We start from the raw sequence: 17746 nt of genomic DNA on the forward strand, positions 1-17746 counted from the left end.
GATGATTGGGCTAGGTGTTTTTGTCATTTGGGGTTGCTTATTGTTTTGATATTTTCACTGCTTAATATTCTCATCTGTTCTATTGCTATTTTATTGAGCCTTCGAAGCCTCTCTTTTTGCGATAACCCTTCACTGATAAAGTGCGCATTGAGAGATTCCATATTTGCCAAACATACAAGTTGATTGACATTAGCCTCATCACGGATATTTCCTTTTTTGTCTTTGTTTAGATCCCTCCACTCTTTTGCACTCATGCCAAAGAGTGCTACATTTAAGATGTCGGCTTCGCTCGCATAGACAAAATTTATCTGACTAGGTGTAAGCTCTTTTGGGGTGAGATTTTCTTTGATAGTATCGGTATGGATTTTATAGTTTAGCTTTGTAAGGTTTCGACGAATATCCCAACCAAGTTGTTTTAGCTCTTCACTTTTAAGTCTTTGGAACTCTTTGATAAGATAAAGTTTAAACTCAACAGAGACCCAAGAAGCAAACTCAAAAGCGATGTCTTTATGAGCGTATGTGCCGCCGTATCGCCCTGACTTTGCCACCATCCCTATGGCATTTGTTCCGCTTATCCACTTTGTAGGACTCATCGTAAAACTATTGAGACCTGCATCTTTTTTAAACCCGTCGAATTCGACGGGTTTAAAATCTGGATTGTAAAGCTGTTCCCAAATACCTAAAAACTCTATGGTATTACGATTGCGAAGCCAATTCTTTATAATGTCATTAGCAAGAGCATCGTCCTTGTATTTGGCTATATCGGTTATGCAAATATAATCTTCATCTTCTATTTTTAGAGTTGTTATCTCATTATTCAGTACTGTTATTTTTGCCATGGTTTACCTTTTTTAACCACCATCCTACAATGAATCGCTCAACTACTTTGAAAAAATTTCAATTTGAAATGCTTTGCAATGCAACATCCGCACGCCAAATTTTCTTGCCTAGGTTCACCAAAGAAAGATTTACATGTCATGTAAAGGTACCAAGCTTAACGCCTAGTATCTTTACGAACCGCAGTGATAAATTGATAAGAAATGTACAAAACAACAAGCTTACATGTAAAGCCTAAAGTAGTTGGAATTTCATAGTTGTTTTTAAATCCCTCAAGCGGATTAATCATGGCAATAAAATAGTCAAGATTTACTGGCAAACAAGTTTCTCTCATGGCAATAAAATAAAATCCAAAAGAACCAACAAATGTTAAAATAGCTAAACCACGTTTGTCTTTTATGTCGTAAAAAAATAGTGAAAAAACAGAGAGGAGAGCCAAAAAACCAAATCCCCACAATGAGTCCTTATCAAAAGCCGCCAACCCAGCAAACACAAACCCCACTACAAACAACCAATACAGTGGCAAAGCCCAGCTTCGGCCATGACTGGAAACCATGCCATGCAAGCCAAAAGTAAGTCTATCTTGCCATGAGCCATTTTTTCTTAGTTCATCCCGATGTAAAGCCATTTCGAGAGAATAAAACTTATTGGCAACAATGTGGTCGCCTTGCTGGTCGTAAGTGTATTTAATCTGTCGTGCAATTTCACGGTCAAGGGGTTTTTCTAAGTTTTTAAAAAAACGTTTTTGTGAAATATCACCCCAATTAACCTTTCCAAAAAATGCATCATAAAAAAGAATGTTGTCTAAAAAAATTTTAGCATCATTTTTAATCGTAAAATCATTAAAGCCCACATTAGCAAGCTCCATATGTTTGATTTCCAAAGATGCACATACCACTATCTCTCGAAAAAGAATTTCTGAAAAACTTACATCTTCTAATTTAAAAACATAAAAAGTGCATTTAATAAATTCAACTTCTTCATTAAATTTACAGCCAGAAAAAATTGCCTCGGATTCAAATTTACAGTCGTAAAATTCAACTTGTTTTTCAATATTACAATTTAAAAAAAGAATTATTTTAAATTTTTTACTTTGAAAATCAAGGTTTTTGAACTTGCAGCACAAGAATTTAAGAGGAGCTTGTATAGTTTGCTTCTCAGCAAAAGCACTCCAACCAAATTCCTCAAATATGGGAAATGAAAAATTTTCAAAAGCATTTTCAAGACCAAGCATTTTGATTTCAGTCCAAAACTCTTTTGTCTGCTCCGACTCAACATTATCCCAATATGACTCAATCTTTTCACAATGGAAAATGCATTTATCACTCTCCCCGTATGCCTCACGCCCACATCCATCAACAACACACTGGCTCATATTTTTTTTCCTTACATGTAAACTCTCGCCCCCCCCTACAACTCCCGCCGTAAAATCTCCTCTAGCACCACGGTTGCGTAAGAGCCTTTTTGCAGGCTAAAGTGCATTTCAAACCACGCTTCTTCTTCGCGGTAGTTCCACTCTACGTCCTCGGCGAAACTCCACGCGAAGCGTCTTGCGCCGTTCATTTGGGCTAGGTAGGGTTCGGCTTGGGCGCAGTACACATCTTCTATCTCTTTGGCGATGCCCTCGGTGCGCATGGCGCGGTTGCCGGCCAGCCAGCCTGTAAGTACCGCATCTTTTGCCTCGAATCTAGCCGCTTCTGCTTCTACATCTTCGATGACAAAGGCCTTGCCGTGAGGGTAGTGGTGGCACACATCACCGGGCAAAAGTTTCAAAAACTGCTTTTGCGCTTTGAGGGATTTGAGGGTCGCTTTGTCCCACGGGAAGATCTCGGCAAGCTCTTTTTCGCTAAAGCTTTCCACCAGTTTGCTCATCTCGATGCGCCGCGAAAGCCATGCGTTAAAGAGGCTACTTTGGTACGCGCTGATGAGCAGGTCATGAATCTTTTTGTTACGCTCACGCCGTTTGCCTTGCAAGATGGCTAAGCCTTGTTCAAAGTTGTCCCCCTCTTTTCCAAACCGCTGATACCCAAAAAAGTTCGGATACCCTTGCGCTTTGATGGTACGCAACGCTTGTTCAAGTTTGAGCGCGTCGGTAGGCAACACCTTTTTCAGGCGGATAAAAAAGCGGTTGCCTTTGAGGTGTCCCATCTTGATTTTGTTGTTGTGGTACGTCGTGGAAAGCAGCTTGATATTAGGATGCGAAAAGTTTTCAAAGGCCTTTTCATGGGACTTGTGGATGCTCACATACTGGATGGTCATGCCCTCTTTATCTTTCAGTCCCGCGTAGCCAAAGTCTCGCACTTTTGCCCCGCTGATTTCGCTTAGGGCTTGAAGCATCTGCCACGTGGTCAGGTCTTTTTTCCTTACATGTAAGACCAAATGCTCACCCTCACCACTAAAAGGGTACAGGGGAATCTCCGTCACGGTAAAATCGTTAGCATTCTTCGTAAAATGCACCCCATCAATAGGGCTATGGTTCAAAAAAAAGCGTCTTTCCACAAGGTTTCCTTAAAAGTGATGTTCTTTGCACGGGCAACGAAAACGCCCCCGCACGGCTTTGCCAAAGAGGGTCAAAGGTGTTTTAGTTTGCTCGGCAATGCGCCGCAAAATGCGTTCATAACGCGGGTCAAAGCTAAAGAGCATTTCGTACTCTTCGCCACTGCAAAGCTGTGCTTTTGTGTGCTTACATGTAAAGCGTGCGCCAAGGTTATTGGCCGCGCACAAACGGGAGAGGTCTTTGCCAAGCCCATCAGAAATGTCCATCGCCGCGCTCACATACGGCGCGGCTTTGTAAAAAAACGCCGCCTTTAACACAGGCTTCATAAACCGCGAATCTGCCCCCAAACTTCCGCCACGCATCAGGGTCTTTAACCCTTTTAGCGACTCGCCAATGCGCCCCGTGTACGCCAACACATGCCCCTCTTTCATCCCCTTGCGAAACACAGGGTTTTTCGTGTGGGAGATGATAGTGATAGAGATGGTTAGTCGCTCCCCAGAAGTGGTGTCACCCCCGATGAGTTCCACGCCCCACGCCTTACATGTAGCCAAAAACGCCCCCGTGAGTTCTTTGAGTTCGGCGTGGGTATAAGAACGGGGGATGGTCACGCCAATGAGCGCGTATTTGGGCACGGCGTTCATGGCGATAGCATCAGAAAGGTTCACCAACATGCTCTTTTTGGCAATCTGCGCCAAGCTCATCCATTCGCGTTTAAAGTGCACGTTTTGGGCAAAAATGTCCTTAGAGTAGACCCACTCACCCACGACCGCCCCATCATCCCCAATGCGCGGTGAAGTGAACTGTGAAATGACAAATGCTTCTTTGTTCATGGGCTCCCTTTATTGGGCAACATTGTACTCAGATGCGTGTTAATTTTACTTGATTACATGCCCTTTTCATGCGAAGTGTGTACACTTACCGAAAATATAAGTTTACATTCAGTACACTTGACACTTACGCAAAAACCAAGGAGACCGCCGATGACGTTTTCGTTTTCAGTGAGCATTTTTCGCTTCAACGCCAAAACCGATTACCTGCCCTATTACAAAAAACACACCTTAACCTTTTCGCCTCAAGACTCCCTCGCACAGGCTCTTGCACAGGCTAAAACCCAAGACCCTCTCTTTGACTACCCCCAAGGCGAACACGCCGCGGTCAAGGTCAATGGCGTCGCCCTTTCCACCACCACGTCGCTCCAAGACATCAAAGCAACTTTCGGCACGGAACTTACCATCGACGCCCTCTCAAGCAAACGCGCCACCAAAGACCTCATCATCGACACGCAAGATTTTTACGAGCGTTTTGATTTGCTTGCCCCTTACGTGCAAAAAGTCGACCGAGAGTACTTTGAGTCACTCATTTGCTTGCATTATGGCTCCGAAACCCTTGCCTACAACCCACGCTTTTACGGCGCAGCTTTTTTTGTCTTCGCCAAAGAGATGATGGAAAAATACTACGAATTTAAAGACCAAATCCTCGCCGTCGTTGCTGACCCAGAAAATGGCATCTGGCTACACACGCCCCTTGCTTTTACTGTTTTCCCTGCGCCCGCCAACGTCGAAGAGTGCGTAGATGCGCTCAAAAATGCACTTGCACAAAGTGGTGTCCAAGCACCCCAATCCTTCACAACCCTTAGCCAACAACCCGCCACCACAACCGCTTCGCTTTTAGAAATTTTAGGCATTGCAGACACGGCGGAGCCTTTAGACGCCATCGCTGAAGCACTTGGCGCGTGCGTGCCCAAGCACCCTTTTAGTAAGTTTAAAACAGCGCTTTTTTTGGGACAAACTAGCGATGCACCTGCCCTTGAGCGTTTTATCGCTTTCTCAGGAGCCAAAAGTACCGCTCTCTCCCGCACCCACCAACACTGTGGCGCCGCGCTCTTTCCCCACGCAAAGGAGATTGCACTCAAGATGGGAGGCGACATTTTACTTGAAGCCTTTGATGCAGGATGTGACTTTGTCCTTGTAAATGATCCTTTAGATTTTGCTTTTTTAGAAACCAATCAAACCGCCATAAGCAAAGCCCTTAACAGAGAGGTAAAAATCCCTGTACTTACCCCTGCCCAACTGGTCTTGCTTTCCCTTGGAGAGTTTGACAAAGCCGCCCTTTCTTCTCACACAGTCAAACCTACATTTATAGATTAAACACCCCCCTCACTACGGTGGGGGTTTTTAGTTTGTTTTAACGGCCTTTAAGCTACTATACTGCCCATGACGCACATCGAAAAAATCCATTTTCTTCATCAACTTTACCAATACCGCGCCCTTGGGTTTAATTACATCAAGCACGAACGCAACCTCACACCACCTAGCGTTGTTGTCAGTGATGGCTCTCTCCAGACACTTGAGAAATCTCTCCTTGCCTGCCAGCTGTGCGCCTTGGCAAAATGCCGCAAAAAAGTGGTTTTTGGCGAAGGAAATCCCAGCGCTAGCATTATGTTCATCGGCGAAGGGCCCGGAGCCAGTGAAGATGAATCGGGCCGTCCTTTTGTGGGGCGCGCAGGGCAACTGCTCACCAAAATCATTGAAAATGTGTTACATGTAAAGCGCTCAGAAGTCTACATTGCCAACATCGTCAAGTGCCGTCCGCCCAAAAACCGCGTCCCTTTTCCCGAAGAAGTCGATGCGTGTAAGCCTTTTTTATTGCAACAAATCGCGCAAATAAACCCGCGCATCATTGTGGCTTTGGGCTCTACAAGCTACCACCACCTCACGGGCGAATTTGACAGCAAAATCACCCAAGTGCGTGGCCAAGTCATAGCTTTTGGCGATGCCAAACTCGTCCCAACCTACCACCCTAGTTTCTTACTTCGCAACCCCTCTGCCAAAAAAGAGGTTTATCTTGACATGCTAAAGGTTAAATCACTCCTATGAAGCCCTTCATCCTTGCACTTATTGTTCTTACCACGTCGCTTTTTGGCCAAACACGCTCGTTATTTTCACCCATTTCTGCGCCTCAAAGCTTTTTTCTCGATACCGAGGGTGCCGCATGTGACGAGCAATGCCTTGTCTCTTTAGTGCAACAAGAATTTTACTTTTCCTTTTTGAGCAAATACCCTTACGCGCCCGTGAGTCTTGATGCGCTTCAAGAGCTCTACAGGGAGCTTAGTATCGCCTTTGGGTTAGATGCCCAAGGAGACAAGCCTGCCATCCGCCTTGCGGTGCTTGTGCCCCAAAAACGCATTCGCGGCTACGCCATCTCCACAGTCAATACCGTCATTGCCTATCTACTTCACCGCAACCATCACTTTAGTGTGGAAGTATTTAACATCAACGACGAAACAGAGGAAGACGTGGCACGCGGTATCAGTGAAATTCGTGCCAAAGAGTATCATTATGTTATTGCTCCTCTTACCGTCGACGGCGTGCCACACTTGTTAAAATACGCCCAAGGACTACAGCTATTTGTTCCCACAGTGCACCAAAGTCTTGTACATGATGCGCCTTCCTCAGTGCTTTTTGGCGGCATCGACTACCAAGACCAAGTGCGCACACTCAGCCAGCACGCCAATGAAAAAATCGCCACTTTTTCAGACGGCACCCTTCTTGGAAACACCCTTGATGCGCTCGTAGAAAAAGAAAATGGCATGGCGGTTTACAAGCGCGAACTTGGTTCTGCACGGATTGATTTTAAATCTTTTCTCAACGGCAACATGCGTCTGCAAGGAAGTTCTGTCTTTTTAAACATGCCTTTAGTGCGCAGCAGTTTGCTGGCTTCTCAGTTTCGTGTGTATGGCATCGAACCCCACGCTTTGCTCTCCACGCAAATCAGTTACCACCCCATGCTGCTCACCCTTTCCCAGTTTGAAGACCGCGAAAAATTGCTCATCGCCAACGCCATCGACTTTGTCCCGAGCGAGATTCGCATCATCAACACACTCTTAGGACACAGCATTGAGTACGATTGGGTCAACTACGCTACAAGCATTGGAATGGATTATTTTTACACCCAATATTTCAACAAAGATGCTATCGCCTTATTTAAAGAGTCCATCAACGAAGGTCAAGTACAGTACAAAACCCGCCTGTTTAAAGCGGGTCGGTACAAGTTTTTCTTAGCCGAGTAAAAAAACTTTTGTCGCCTCGTCGATACGGGAGAGTTTACCCTTGCACACATACGCAAGGGTAACATCCATCCAAAAAAGCTTCTCTTCTTCTTTAAAGATTTCATGGCGCACCACTAGCGAAGCGTTTTTACATGTAAGCACCTGAGCGCTTACATGTAACAAATCCCCCAAGCGTGCAGGCTTCAAAAAGTGCGCACTTAAATCTTTCACCACGAAATGGCAATCCCCATCTCCCAAGGTAAAGTTAGCACTAAAAAACTTCTCACTTCGCGCGCGTTCGCAAAACTTGATGTAATTAGCATGGTACACAATACCGCCCATATCGGTATCTTCATAATACACACGAATCTTGTGCAAGTGTTCTTTCATCGTTTTCCTTATTGTCACTTCAATACCAGTATGTTACCCACAACACCCTTTACATGTAAAGCTTCATGAGACCCAAAGGGGTTTTGGATTACACTTTTGCATCCCAATGCTACAAAGGAATTTCATGAACACTTCTTTTCTTATTTTGCTTGGCGTTTTGGCCCTTGTGGTTTTTTTGGCGGTCAACATTTACAACCGCTTGGTGGAGCTGAAAAACCGTCTTGAAAATGCCTTTGCCCAAATCGAAGTGCAACTCAAGCGCCGTTACGACCTCATCCCTAACTTACTCGAAACCGTTAAAGCCTACCTCAAACACGAAAGTCAAACCCTCGAGAACGTGGTCAAAGCCAGAAACACAGCCCTTTCAGCCCTTGAAGCAGTGGCCAAAAACCCTGCAAGTCCTAGCTCCATGGACGCGTTTATGCGCTCTGAAAAAGCCTTTCAAGGGGCTATGGGAAGCCTCAACATCGCTGTAGAAGCGTACCCAGACCTCAAAGCTTCAGCCAACATGCAGCATTTTTCTGAAGAACTCACCAGTACGGAAAATAAAATCTCTTTCGCTAGACAAGCCTTTAATGACGCGGTCACTGCGTACAACACCTACAAGCAAACCTTCCCGCCAGTTCTTCTTGCTGGCATGTTTGGACACGCCGAAAACGCACGCATGTTGGAGTTTGAAGATGCCATCCAAGAAGCACCCAAAGTCACTTTTTAGCCATGAATTTTTTTGAACATCAAGACCGCGCCAAGCAAAAAACCACCCACTTGGTGCTCCTCTTTGGCCTTGGCGTCTTAGCACTCATCGCTTCTGTTAGCGCCATTGTGGTCTTTGCCTTTGCCTCTTTGGATGCAAATACAGCCTATCTTTTCCAAACTGAGGGCGCGCGCGCTTTGCTTGCCCCTGAAGTACTCACGCTCCTTTACACTGTGGGTGCAGGGGTGATTGTCATCGTTTTATTGGGGATGTTTTTTAAAAACATGCAACTCAAAGGCGGGGGTAAAAACGTGGCTGAGAGCCTTGGAGGGAGACTGCTCAACCCCAACACCCAAGACCCCCATGAACGCCGCGCTCTCAATGTTGTCGAAGAGATGGCCATCGCCTCAGGCATAGGTGTGCCGCCTGTGTATTTGCTCGAAGAAGAAGGCATCAACGCTTTTGCCGCGGGTTACGGTCAACACGACGCTGTTATAGGTCTCACGCGCGGGTGCATCACCCACCTAAACCGCGACGAACTCCAAGGGGTCATCGCCCATGAGTTTAGCCACATCTTTCATGGCGATATGCGCCTTAATATGCGCCTTGTGGCATGGTTGTACGGCATCATCCTCATTGGACTCATTGGGCGCATCGTCTTTCGCTTGGCCGCTTCAAGCGGACGCAGTCGGGGGAAAAATGACAACAAAGCCCCGATTCTTATCGCAGGGGTTGCCCTCATAGTCGCAGGGTACGCGGGGTCTTTTTTTGGTGGGCTCATTCGCGCAGCCCTCAGTCGCCAACGGGAATACCTCGCCGATGCTTCCGCGGTGCAATACACCAGAAACCCCATAGGTATCGCAGGAGCCCTTAAAAAAATAGGTGCGTCCAGTCACGGCACTGCATTAAAGAGTTCTGGCGCATCGGAGTTTAGCCATCTTTTTTTCGGCGAAGCCTTGCCAAGTGGTTTTTTAGGACTCATGGCAACTCACCCACCATTAAACGAGCGCATCAAACGCATTGAGCCAGGCTGGGATGGGAGTTTTGCCACGCCCTCATCCCAAACACCAAAGCAAAGTACCAAAACCCATTTAAACGGCAAAAGCATCGCCACAGCCGCCGTATTGGCCGCCCTAGGCCAAGTAGGAGAAATCCACGAACAAAACCTCCACGACGCCCAAACACTTTTGTCCCATTACGACCCTCTTTTGCTCAATGCAGCGCACGAACCTTTACTTGCTCAGGTGTTGATGTATGGCCTTTTACAAAGCAAAGATAGCGCCATCAGGCTCGCTCAACACGCTCTTTTGAAAGAAAAAATTAGCCATCTTCCCGAGGCAAAAACACTGCTTTTGCACCTTGAAACCCTTGAAACAGAACACATCTTACCATTGGTGGAACTCTCCTTGCCTGCGCTTAAAACCCTTAGTGCCACGCAACAAAATACCTTTGAACACACCCTTAAAACACTCATCAAAATTGATGGCAAAGTCAACGCCCTTGAATGGTCAGTTTACACCATTCTCACCCAATCTTTCAAAGGTAAAGCACCCCAAAGTGGGCACAAAACACTCCTTACATGTAAAGCTCACGCGCAAATGGCATTAAGCGTGCTTGCTCACGCAAGCTGCCACAAAACAGCGTCTGCTTTTACCCATGCTTTTGAAAAACTTGACATTGGCACATTGGAACTTCTAAAAGAATCACAGCTCGATTTTAGGCAATTAGAACATGCATTAGAGGCACTTTTAGCACTACAGCCCAAATACAAACAGCGTCTTTTGGAGGCCATGGTTGCATGCGTAGGGTTTGATGGTACGGTGAACCCACACGAAATTCAACTACTAAAAGCCATGGCACTTTGCCTTGGTGTGGGATTGCCGCCGCTTATTGCAAATGCTTAATAAGAAGCTTGACATAGCGCACGTCGAGCTTGTTTTTATACTCGCTTTGAATGAGACGAAGGGCATTAAACGTGCTGTAAGCAGGACGGTAAGGCTTTGTGGTAATCAGTGCATCAAACACATCGCACACTGCCAAAATCTTTCCAAATTGACTAAGTGTCTCTTGTTTTAAACGATACGGATACCCGCTTCCATCCAACCGCTCATGATGTTCTTGGACGGCTTGAATCACAGAGCGGGTGCGTACTTTATGTTTTCGCAACAGCGATACACTCTCTTTAGGGTGTGTTTGAATGCGTCGAAACTCCTCTTCACTCAGGGCGCCAGGCTTTTGGAGCAGTGTTTCATCCAGTGCCGTTTGCCCAATATCATGTACAAATGCCGCAAACACAAGATCACGCTGATCGGTCAAATCAAGCCCAATACGCCCAGCGATGATAGAGACAAAAAAGGCTACTTTGGTTAAATGGGCAGGCAAGGAGTGTGCCTCATCAAGAAAGATATTAAAGGAAGAAAGGGTTGTTTTTTGGGCATTGACAACCTCCACAAGGGCTTCTGCTAAAGCCAAAAGCATTTGCACAGGCAACTGTTTTTCATTATTTTCCCTAAGCCATGCGCCCAAAAGATGTTTAGCGTTGGTGTAGATAGCCTTGAGTTGCTCGGTTGCAACAAGATTTGGCGCGACCAACACTGCTTGAGTACGATGAAGTGCTTCGTCTAAACTAGGGATAATGTGCACGTTTGGATTTTTAACATGGGCAAGGCAATACTGCTTATACTGTTTGAACTGCTTATTTTCTACATAGATTTTGGCTTTGGCGCGCGTGAGCTTTTTGTAAATGGTGCCACTAAGCAAGGTGCCACTCTCCACCAAAACAACAAAACCATGAAAGCGTTGAATGTAACAGTCAAAACCAATGGGGGTATTTTCTTCAAAGACACTCGAATCAATCGGCGTAAAGCCATGATTGAGAAAAATTTTCTTTACTTTGATCACATGATGCCTTTTTGCGTCATAAGGTAAAATTATAACCTAAACTCTTTAAATTCCTATGGTATGATTCTTGTGTCACCGACCCTTAAAGCGGTGCTTTCTTTTAAAAGGCATTACATGTATATCTCATTGTTTGACCTGTATAAAATTGGCATAGGGCCTTCAAGCTCTCACACTTTTGGCCCCATGGTTGCCGCTGCACGTTTTATGAATGACCTAAGAGCAAAAGGATTTTTAGAACACACAACCGACCTTTTCGCCTCCCTTCATGGCTCCCTCGGCGCGACAGGCAAAGGCCACTTAAGCGACGTGGCTCTCATGCTTGGATTTTGTGGGTATTTGCCCAAAGATGTTCCCGTTGAAACCATCACATCTCTTGTGAAAGCATGGCATGCCAAAGGCACCATCACACATGCCAACCACCCTCTTACTCTTACTATTTCTTTTGAAAACGAGCCTTTACCTCGCCATGAAAACGGTATGCACTTTATAGCCAAAACAAAGAATGAAATACTTTACCAAAATATCTACTACTCCACAGGCGGTGGGTTTATCCAAGAAGAAAACAGCGCCCAAGAACCCCACCACGAACCTACTGTACCCTACCCTTTTGAGACCGCTTCAGCCTTACTTGGTCACTGCAAAGAGCGTTCTTTAAGTGCGTGTTTGTTAGCCAACGAACTTGCCTTTCGCGCCCAAGAGGAGATTGATGCATACGTAGATGCGTTGTGGCACACCATGCAAGAAGGCATGGAACGGGGCATGCACCAAGAAGGCGCGCTTCCTGCTCCCACGGCTCTGACTAGACGCGCCCACACGCTTTACCTTGCCCTTCAAAACCCCAAACCAAAAACGTCTGCACTCATGGTGCAAATGGATTGGGTTAACCTCTTTGCCATGGCGGTTTCTGAGGAAAATGCCAACGGCGGACGGGTGGTCACCGCGCCTACGAACGGGGCGTGTGGGATTGTCCCTGCGGTGCTGATGTACATTCACAAGTTCATCGAACCGCTAAATGCAAACACTTTGCTTCGGTTTTTTCTAGTGAGCTCAGCTATCGGTGGGCTTTTTAAACGCAATGCTTCCATTTCTGGCGCGGAAGTGGGCTGTCAAGGGGAAGTGGGCGTGGCAAGCTCCATGGCCGCAGCGGGTTTAGCAGACTTCCTAGATGCATCCCCTCAAAGCGTGATGATGGCAGCGGAGATTGCCATGGAGCACCATCTGGGACTCACCTGTGACCCTGTGAACGGACAAGTACAGATTCCGTGCATCGAACGCAACGGCCTTGCGGCGGTAACGGCCATCAACGCGGCAAGCATGGCGCTCGCGCGCAATGACACACCCGCGCGCGTCACCCTCGACCAAGTGGTAGAAGCCATGCGCCAAACAGGCAAAGACATGAACCCTAAATACCGCGAAACGTCTTGCGGCGGGCTCGCAGTGGTGCTTTAACCGACCACGCAGTCTTTGCCCGTGGTTTTGGCGGTGTAAAGGTTGCGGTCTACTCGGGCAAAAAAATCTTTGTAGGTTTCCCCTTGGCGGTATTGGGCCACACCAATACTGGCGCTAACAGTGCCGATGTCTTGAAGCGTTTTTTGTCTAAGTACCTCAAGGATGGTTTGGGCAAGAGTTTTTGCACCTCCCAGTGTTGTTCCAGGAGAGAGAATCAAAAACTCCTCCCCACCCCAACGCCCTATGCTATCTGTTTTACGCGTAGTGGCTTGGAGAATTTTGGCAAACTCCTTAAGCACTATATCTCCCGCTTGGTGCCCGTGAGTATCGTTGATGCCCTTAAAGTCATCCAAATCAATCAAAAGAATTGAAAAGGGATGCGCAAAGCGCCTAAAGCGCTCTAGCTCACCTTGTATAAGTTCGTCTATTTTGCCACGGTTGTAAAGGCTTGTAAGTGCATCCGTTGAAGCAAGTTGAACGAGTTTTTGGTTGACACTTGTGAGCTCTTTGGTGCGTAGTTTTACCTCTTCTTGAAGTTCTGTTGTAAAATTTTTAATGCGATACCCCATGGCATTAAAAGCCATAATGGCACTAGCTATCTCCCCCTCACCCTCTAGTACAATGGGTGAAAAATCTCCTTTTGTATAGCGCTTGGTGGCATGCTCTAGGGCCTTAATGGGCTGCATGATAAGCATGGAAAGGTGTTTAGCGAGAAAATAAATCACCAAAGCCACCCCGACATACAAGGCCACCATGCGCACAACCAAAGACCTAAGCGCGTCGTAATAATATTCATGGGAAATGAGACTTTTGAGGCAATATCCCGTGTTTTCAATGTGTACACAAGCGGATGAGACAAGTTTTTGTTCGCCTAGCGAGATTACCTTTTCTGCCTTAAGTTCAGTGCCTCCATAGCGTGCATAACCCTTGGGCGTGATGAGCCATATCGCATCTTCTTTTTCTAGAGCAAGGTACCGCAAGCCTTTCACGCGATTTTGCGTCAACTGATCTTGCAAAAACAGAGTCATATTGGTCTTTAAGAGCGCCCTTGAATCTTTTGCACTAAAATCAACAATGGCCTCAAAAAACGCCGCCTCAAGAGGGCGCTCTTCTTTTGTTATTCTAACCAACAACGTGTTGTTTTTAAAAAAAGAAACTTCACCAATATAAGGATAATTTTTAAAAATACGCTCAAAATTTCGTTTCATTTTCCCCACACCCACCACCGAAAGCCATGGTATGACATCGTACGCTAGAGCAATATCACCGTCGTTTTCAAGGCTTTTAAGCACAGAAGTGTTGTTGGCAAGCGTATTTTTCAAATCATTATAAATATTGCCATTAACCACGCCTGCATGGGTGCGTTGATGCGCAGAAAGGGTTGTTTCAAAATGCGCAAAATAGGCCCAAGCAGAAAGAACAAACACAAGGGTAAAAATAAATAAAAATCCCGTAAAAATCTTTCGTTCGATATTCATGCGCTACTCAATCATCTCCACCAAAGCCTTGTAATCACCAAAGCTCATTCCCGTGTAGCGCTCTAACTGACGAGAAAAAATGCCTGAGTTTTTGTAGCGTTCAATAAAGGCGTCTATTTTCTCATTGAGCACCCTACTCTCGTGACTTGACCCCCATGCCAGCTCAGTGCGTGTGGCATTAACAGGAAAATAGGGCCTAAGATTTTGGGTATAGTAGCTGTTTGAAAAGAGGCGAAAAATAATCCCAAGGCTATCGTTGATGCTAACATCAGCAAATTTTTTTGCAATGTAGTGGTAAACAAGCTTCCCATCAGTCGTCTCACTTGCGGGAAAAAGATAAAGATTGACCTTCTCTTTTTTATCAACATGGGGTGTCAACATAACAACAGCGTCCTCTTTTTGGTGAATATAGACAATCTCATAAGGAATCCCGCGAGCCTCCAGCTCAGCCTTAAGCACAGGGTAAAAACTCATGCTCTCATACAGCAGTACACGCTTGCCGATGAGGTCTTTGTACTCGCGCAAAGGCGCATCAGTAGTACCAAAAAACAGTTCAACATTTTCAATGTAAGGGCTAAGATGGACAAGTTTTTGGCGCGAAGAAGTCACAGTAAATGCTTCGGCAGCAAAATCAATGGCATTGTAAATATCAGGCGTGGCAACACGGCCTGTTTGAGTAAGAATCTCGCCCTCTTTTGTCCAATATTTGGCAAAAGAGTCCACACTGTGCACCTCTAGGCGCAAGCCATTTTCTGCCGCAAATGCCTCGGCCATCTCGTACAAAAAGCTAGGGTACTCTTTGCTGTTTGAATCACGTGCGAGAGAGGAGAGGTCACGCATTCCCACGTGAATCACGCCCGAAGCGGCAATCTCATCCCAATCTCTAGCCATCCCCGAAAGGGCAAGCAACCCCACTCCAAAAAATCCTAACACATAACGGAAAAGCAACTTCACAGGCTCCCCTTTTTTTGTCGGATGTGAAAATGGTTTTTATTATATTGGTTACATGTAGAAAACTTACTTAAGGAAACAACACAAGAAGATTTACATGTAGGGAGTTTTCTTTGAATTAATCCAGCCCATGCTAAAATACGCCTTTTACAAATCAAAAAGGTTTTATGCAATGAGTGAAAACAAGGATTTTTTACGCACCATCGCGGAAGAGGACTTAGCAACCGGCAAGTATAAAGAAGTGATTACAAGATTTCCTCCTGAGCCAAACGGATTTCCCCACATCGGACATGCTAAATCTATCTGCATCAACTTTGGCATCGCGCGCGATTACAACGGCCACTGCAACCTGCGCATGGACGACACCAACCCCACTACCGAAGACATGCGTTACGTTGAAGCGCTCAAAGATGCCGTAACATGGCTAGGTTTTACGTGGAATGGCGAGGTACGCTATGCGTCGGATTACTTTCCAAAACTCTACGACTACGCGGTTGCGCTCATCAAAATGGGCAAAGCCTACGTGGATAGCCTAAACGAAGAAGAGATAAAAGCCTACCGTGGAACCGTCACCGAAGCGGGGCGACGCAGCGTTTACGCACAGCGCAGTGTTGAAGAAAATCTCGACCTTTTTGCACGCATGAGGGCAGGTGAATTTCAAAACGGCGCACACGTTCTAAGAGCCAAAATCGACATGAATGCTTCCAACATGAAGATGCGCGACCCCCTACTCTACCGCATCCGCCACGCCCACCACTTCAGAACGGGCGACTCGTGGTGCATCTACCCCATGTACGACTTCGCCCACTGCTTGTCAGACTACATCGAAGGGGTAACCCACTCCATCTGCACCCTAGAGTTTGAAAACAACCGCGAGTTGTATGATTGGGTGCTAGACGCCCTTGAACTCACCCCACCACGCCCCTACCAACACGAATTTGCGCGCCTTGGCATGAACTACACGGTCATGAGCAAACGTAAACTGCTTGAACTGGTCAAGGGTGGCTATGTAAACGGGTGGGACGACCCGCGCTTGCCTACCATCGCGGGGTACAAACGCAGGGGCTACACAGCGGAGTCTATCCTCAATTTTTGTGAGCAAATTGGCATCGCCAAGGCAAACTCCATGGTCGATGTGGCACAGCTTGAATTTTGCATCAGGGATGATTTGAACACCAAAGTCCCCCGCGTGATGTGCGTGCTTGACCCACTCAAAATCACCATCGAAAACTACGAAGGAGAAGAGGAGATTGACGCCTCTTATTACCCCCATGATGTGCCCAAAGTTGGTTCACGCAAACTGCCTTTTTCCAAAGAAATCTACATAGAGCGGGACGATTTTAGTGAAAACCCGCCCAGCGGATACTTCCGCCTCACACCTGACCAACCCGTGCGCCTCAAACACGCCTACATCCTTACATGTAAAGAGGTAGTCAAAGATGAAAACGGCAACATCGTAGAAATCAAAGCAACCTACCACCCCGAGTCCAAAAGCGGCGCTGACACCAGCGGCATCAAGGTCAAAAGCGCCATCCACTGGGTGAGCGCACGTCACGCCAAAGAGGTAGAAGTGCGGCTGTATGAACGGTTGTACAAGGTAGATGCGCCTGAGGGTTTGGAGGATTTGAACCCAGACTCTCTGCATGTCATCCCCCGTGCTTTTGCGGAACCTGCTGTTGTTTGCGAAAAACCTGATGAGCGCTTTCAGTTTGAACGGCAGGGGTATTTTTACGCCGACCCCATCGACTACACCGATGCAAAGCCTGTGTTTAATAAAATCGTCGGGCTTAAAGATTCGTGGAACAAAAAAAGTGAACCTGTGGCAAGCACGCCAAAACCTGAGGCAAAAAAAGTCCATATAGAAGGGGAAATAGCCCCCATGAACGCGCAGGAGCAAGAGCGGTTTGAGCGTTACACCAACACTCTTGGACTCAACGCCGAGATAGCCAACACCCTCGCCCGCGATGGGGCACTCAGTGCGTTTTACGAAGAGGCACTTTTGGTGTTCAAAAGTCCTGTAGGCATCGCCAACATCGTGGCAAACGACGTGGCAAGAGAGCTTAAACAAGCAGAAATGCTCACATTTGACGCCAAAGACGTGGCAGAACTGGCCAAGCTTGTGGACGAAGGAGTGATTTCAAGTAGCATCTCTAGGCAAGTGTTTGAACAAATGGTAAAAACAGGGGAAAACCCAAAAGCCATCGTCGAAGCCAAGGGCCTCACGCAAATCAGCGACCCCGCACAGATTGTGCCCATCATCGATGACATCATCGCCAAAAACCCCGAAAACGTCGCCAAATACAAAGCGGGTAACACAAAACTACTAGGCTTTTTCGTCGGCCAAACCCTCAAAGCCACAGGCGGCAAAGCCAACCCAAGCGTGGTCAATGCGCTAGTAGAAAAAGCCCTAGAGAGCATGTAGTTATGGGCTTACATGTAAGCCTATAACTCCTACTTTAAAGCTTTAATCGCCCCGTGCGGAAAGGCGTGTGAAAAGGGGA

The 17746-nt window shown here is 46.5% G+C and carries 15 protein-coding genes; 7 read left to right on the forward strand and 8 right to left on the reverse strand.

From position 1 onward, the window contains the following. Positions 1-23 precede the first annotated feature (23 nt). The 4 genes from JWV37_RS07215 to JWV37_RS07230 form a co-directional block, all read right to left on the reverse strand. Complete coding sequence (locus JWV37_RS07215) at positions 24-839, reverse strand: KilA-N domain-containing protein (RefSeq protein WP_205459112.1); 816 nt, start codon at positions 837-839, stop codon at positions 24-26. Positions 840-994: 155 nt separating this feature from the next. Further along, positions 995-2212: a hypothetical protein gene (locus JWV37_RS07220; RefSeq protein ID WP_205459113.1), complete on the reverse strand. Its 1218-nt coding sequence runs from the start codon at positions 2210-2212 to the stop codon at positions 995-997. Between the two features lie 35 nt (positions 2213-2247). Continuing rightward, positions 2248-3336, reverse strand: a complete 1089-nt coding sequence (gene truD, locus JWV37_RS07225; protein ID WP_205459114.1) for a tRNA pseudouridine(13) synthase TruD — start codon at positions 3334-3336, stop codon at positions 2248-2250. A gap of 9 nt (positions 3337-3345) precedes the next feature. Then, entirely contained in the window at positions 3346-4164 is an 819-nt protein-coding gene (locus tag JWV37_RS07230) for a thiamine-phosphate kinase (protein WP_205459115.1), read from the reverse strand. Positions 4165-4314: 150 nt separating this feature from the next. Between JWV37_RS07230 and JWV37_RS07235 the strand changes: the two genes are divergently transcribed. From JWV37_RS07235 to JWV37_RS07245, 3 genes are all read left to right on the forward strand, one after another. Next, on the forward strand, positions 4315-5481 hold the full coding sequence (locus JWV37_RS07235; protein WP_205459116.1) for a DUF5644 domain-containing protein: 1167 nt from the start codon (positions 4315-4317) through the stop codon (positions 5479-5481). A gap of 66 nt (positions 5482-5547) precedes the next feature. Further along, positions 5548-6210 carry a uracil-DNA glycosylase gene (locus JWV37_RS07240; RefSeq protein WP_205459117.1) on the forward strand — a complete coding sequence of 221 codons (663 nt, stop codon included), beginning with the start codon at positions 5548-5550 and terminating at the stop codon, positions 6208-6210. Beyond that, positions 6207-7403, forward strand: a complete 1197-nt coding sequence (locus JWV37_RS07245; RefSeq protein WP_205459118.1) for a hypothetical protein — start codon at positions 6207-6209, stop codon at positions 7401-7403. The genes JWV37_RS07240 and JWV37_RS07245 overlap by 4 nt, the downstream gene beginning before the upstream one ends. Here JWV37_RS07245 and JWV37_RS07250 read toward each other — a convergent pair. Further along, positions 7392-7772 (reverse strand): YbgC/FadM family acyl-CoA thioesterase, encoded by a 381-nt coding sequence (locus JWV37_RS07250; RefSeq protein WP_205459119.1) that lies wholly within the window; start codon positions 7770-7772, stop codon positions 7392-7394. The two genes, JWV37_RS07245 and JWV37_RS07250, sit on opposite strands and share 12 nt — an antisense overlap. A 124-nt stretch (positions 7773-7896) precedes the next feature. On the opposite strand from JWV37_RS07250, the gene JWV37_RS07255 reads away from it, so the two are divergent. Continuing rightward, positions 7897-8487 (forward strand): LemA family protein, encoded by a 591-nt coding sequence (locus tag JWV37_RS07255; RefSeq protein WP_205459120.1) that lies wholly within the window; start codon positions 7897-7899, stop codon positions 8485-8487. Positions 8488-8489: 2 nt separating this feature from the next. Further along, a complete protein-coding gene (locus JWV37_RS07260) occupies positions 8490-10370 on the forward strand; it encodes a M48 family metallopeptidase (protein WP_205459121.1) in 1881 nt (626 codons plus the stop codon). Here JWV37_RS07260 and JWV37_RS12920 read toward each other — a convergent pair. Then, positions 10354-11367: an HD-GYP domain-containing protein gene (locus tag JWV37_RS12920; protein WP_205459122.1), complete on the reverse strand. Its 1014-nt coding sequence runs from the start codon at positions 11365-11367 to the stop codon at positions 10354-10356. The genes JWV37_RS07260 and JWV37_RS12920 overlap by 17 nt on opposite strands. A 114-nt stretch (positions 11368-11481) precedes the next feature. Here JWV37_RS12920 and JWV37_RS07270 point away from each other — a divergent pair, with 114 nt between their 5' ends. Then, positions 11482-12816 (forward strand): L-serine ammonia-lyase, encoded by a 1335-nt coding sequence (locus JWV37_RS07270; protein ID WP_205459123.1) that lies wholly within the window; start codon positions 11482-11484, stop codon positions 12814-12816. Here the strand turns inward: JWV37_RS07270 and JWV37_RS07275 are convergent. Together JWV37_RS07275 and JWV37_RS07280 are read right to left on the reverse strand one after the other, a co-directional pair. Further along, positions 12813-14294 (reverse strand): GGDEF domain-containing protein, encoded by a 1482-nt coding sequence (locus JWV37_RS07275; protein WP_205459124.1) that lies wholly within the window; start codon positions 14292-14294, stop codon positions 12813-12815. The two genes, JWV37_RS07270 and JWV37_RS07275, sit on opposite strands and share 4 nt — an antisense overlap. Positions 14295-14297: 3 nt before the next feature. Further along, positions 14298-15248, reverse strand: coding sequence for a transglycosylase SLT domain-containing protein (locus tag JWV37_RS07280; protein ID WP_205459125.1), 951 nt, complete (start codon positions 15246-15248; stop codon positions 14298-14300). Between the two features lie 169 nt (positions 15249-15417). Between JWV37_RS07280 and JWV37_RS07285 the strand changes: the two genes are divergently transcribed. Continuing rightward, positions 15418-17667: a glutamine--tRNA ligase/YqeY domain fusion protein gene (locus JWV37_RS07285; protein WP_205459126.1), complete on the forward strand. Its 2250-nt coding sequence runs from the start codon at positions 15418-15420 to the stop codon at positions 17665-17667. Positions 17668-17746: the final 79 nt, after the last annotated feature.

Source organism: Sulfurospirillum tamanense (assembly GCF_016937535.1).
In the GTDB taxonomy this organism is placed as follows: domain Bacteria; phylum Campylobacterota; class Campylobacteria; order Campylobacterales; family Campylobacteraceae; genus Sulfurospirillum_B; species Sulfurospirillum_B tamanense.

Excerpts from the sequence above, each read along its gene's own strand:
- JWV37_RS07285 (WP_205459126.1), top strand. The coding sequence starts at position 15,418 with ATGAGTGAAAACAAGGATTTTTTACGCACCATCGCGGAAGAGGACTTA.
- JWV37_RS07235 (WP_205459116.1), top strand. The coding sequence starts at position 4,315 with ATGACGTTTTCGTTTTCAGTGAGCATTTTTCGCTTCAACGCCAAAACC.
- JWV37_RS07215 (WP_205459112.1), bottom strand. The coding sequence starts at position 839 with ATGGCAAAAATAACAGTACTGAATAATGAGATAACAACTCTAAAAATA.
- JWV37_RS07245 (WP_205459118.1), top strand. The coding sequence starts at position 6,207 with ATGAAGCCCTTCATCCTTGCACTTATTGTTCTTACCACGTCGCTTTTT.
- JWV37_RS07230 (WP_205459115.1), bottom strand. The coding sequence starts at position 4,164 with ATGAACAAAGAAGCATTTGTCATTTCACAGTTCACTTCACCGCGCATT.
- JWV37_RS07220 (WP_205459113.1), bottom strand. The coding sequence starts at position 2,212 with ATGAGCCAGTGTGTTGTTGATGGATGTGGGCGTGAGGCATACGGGGAG.
- JWV37_RS07270 (WP_205459123.1), top strand. The coding sequence starts at position 11,482 with ATGTATATCTCATTGTTTGACCTGTATAAAATTGGCATAGGGCCTTCA.
- JWV37_RS07240 (WP_205459117.1), top strand. The coding sequence starts at position 5,548 with ATGACGCACATCGAAAAAATCCATTTTCTTCATCAACTTTACCAATAC.
- JWV37_RS07275 (WP_205459124.1), bottom strand. The coding sequence starts at position 14,294 with ATGAATATCGAACGAAAGATTTTTACGGGATTTTTATTTATTTTTACC.
- JWV37_RS07255 (WP_205459120.1), top strand. The coding sequence starts at position 7,897 with ATGAACACTTCTTTTCTTATTTTGCTTGGCGTTTTGGCCCTTGTGGTT.
- JWV37_RS07260 (WP_205459121.1), top strand. The coding sequence starts at position 8,490 with ATGAATTTTTTTGAACATCAAGACCGCGCCAAGCAAAAAACCACCCAC.
- JWV37_RS07250 (WP_205459119.1), bottom strand. The coding sequence starts at position 7,772 with ATGAAAGAACACTTGCACAAGATTCGTGTGTATTATGAAGATACCGAT.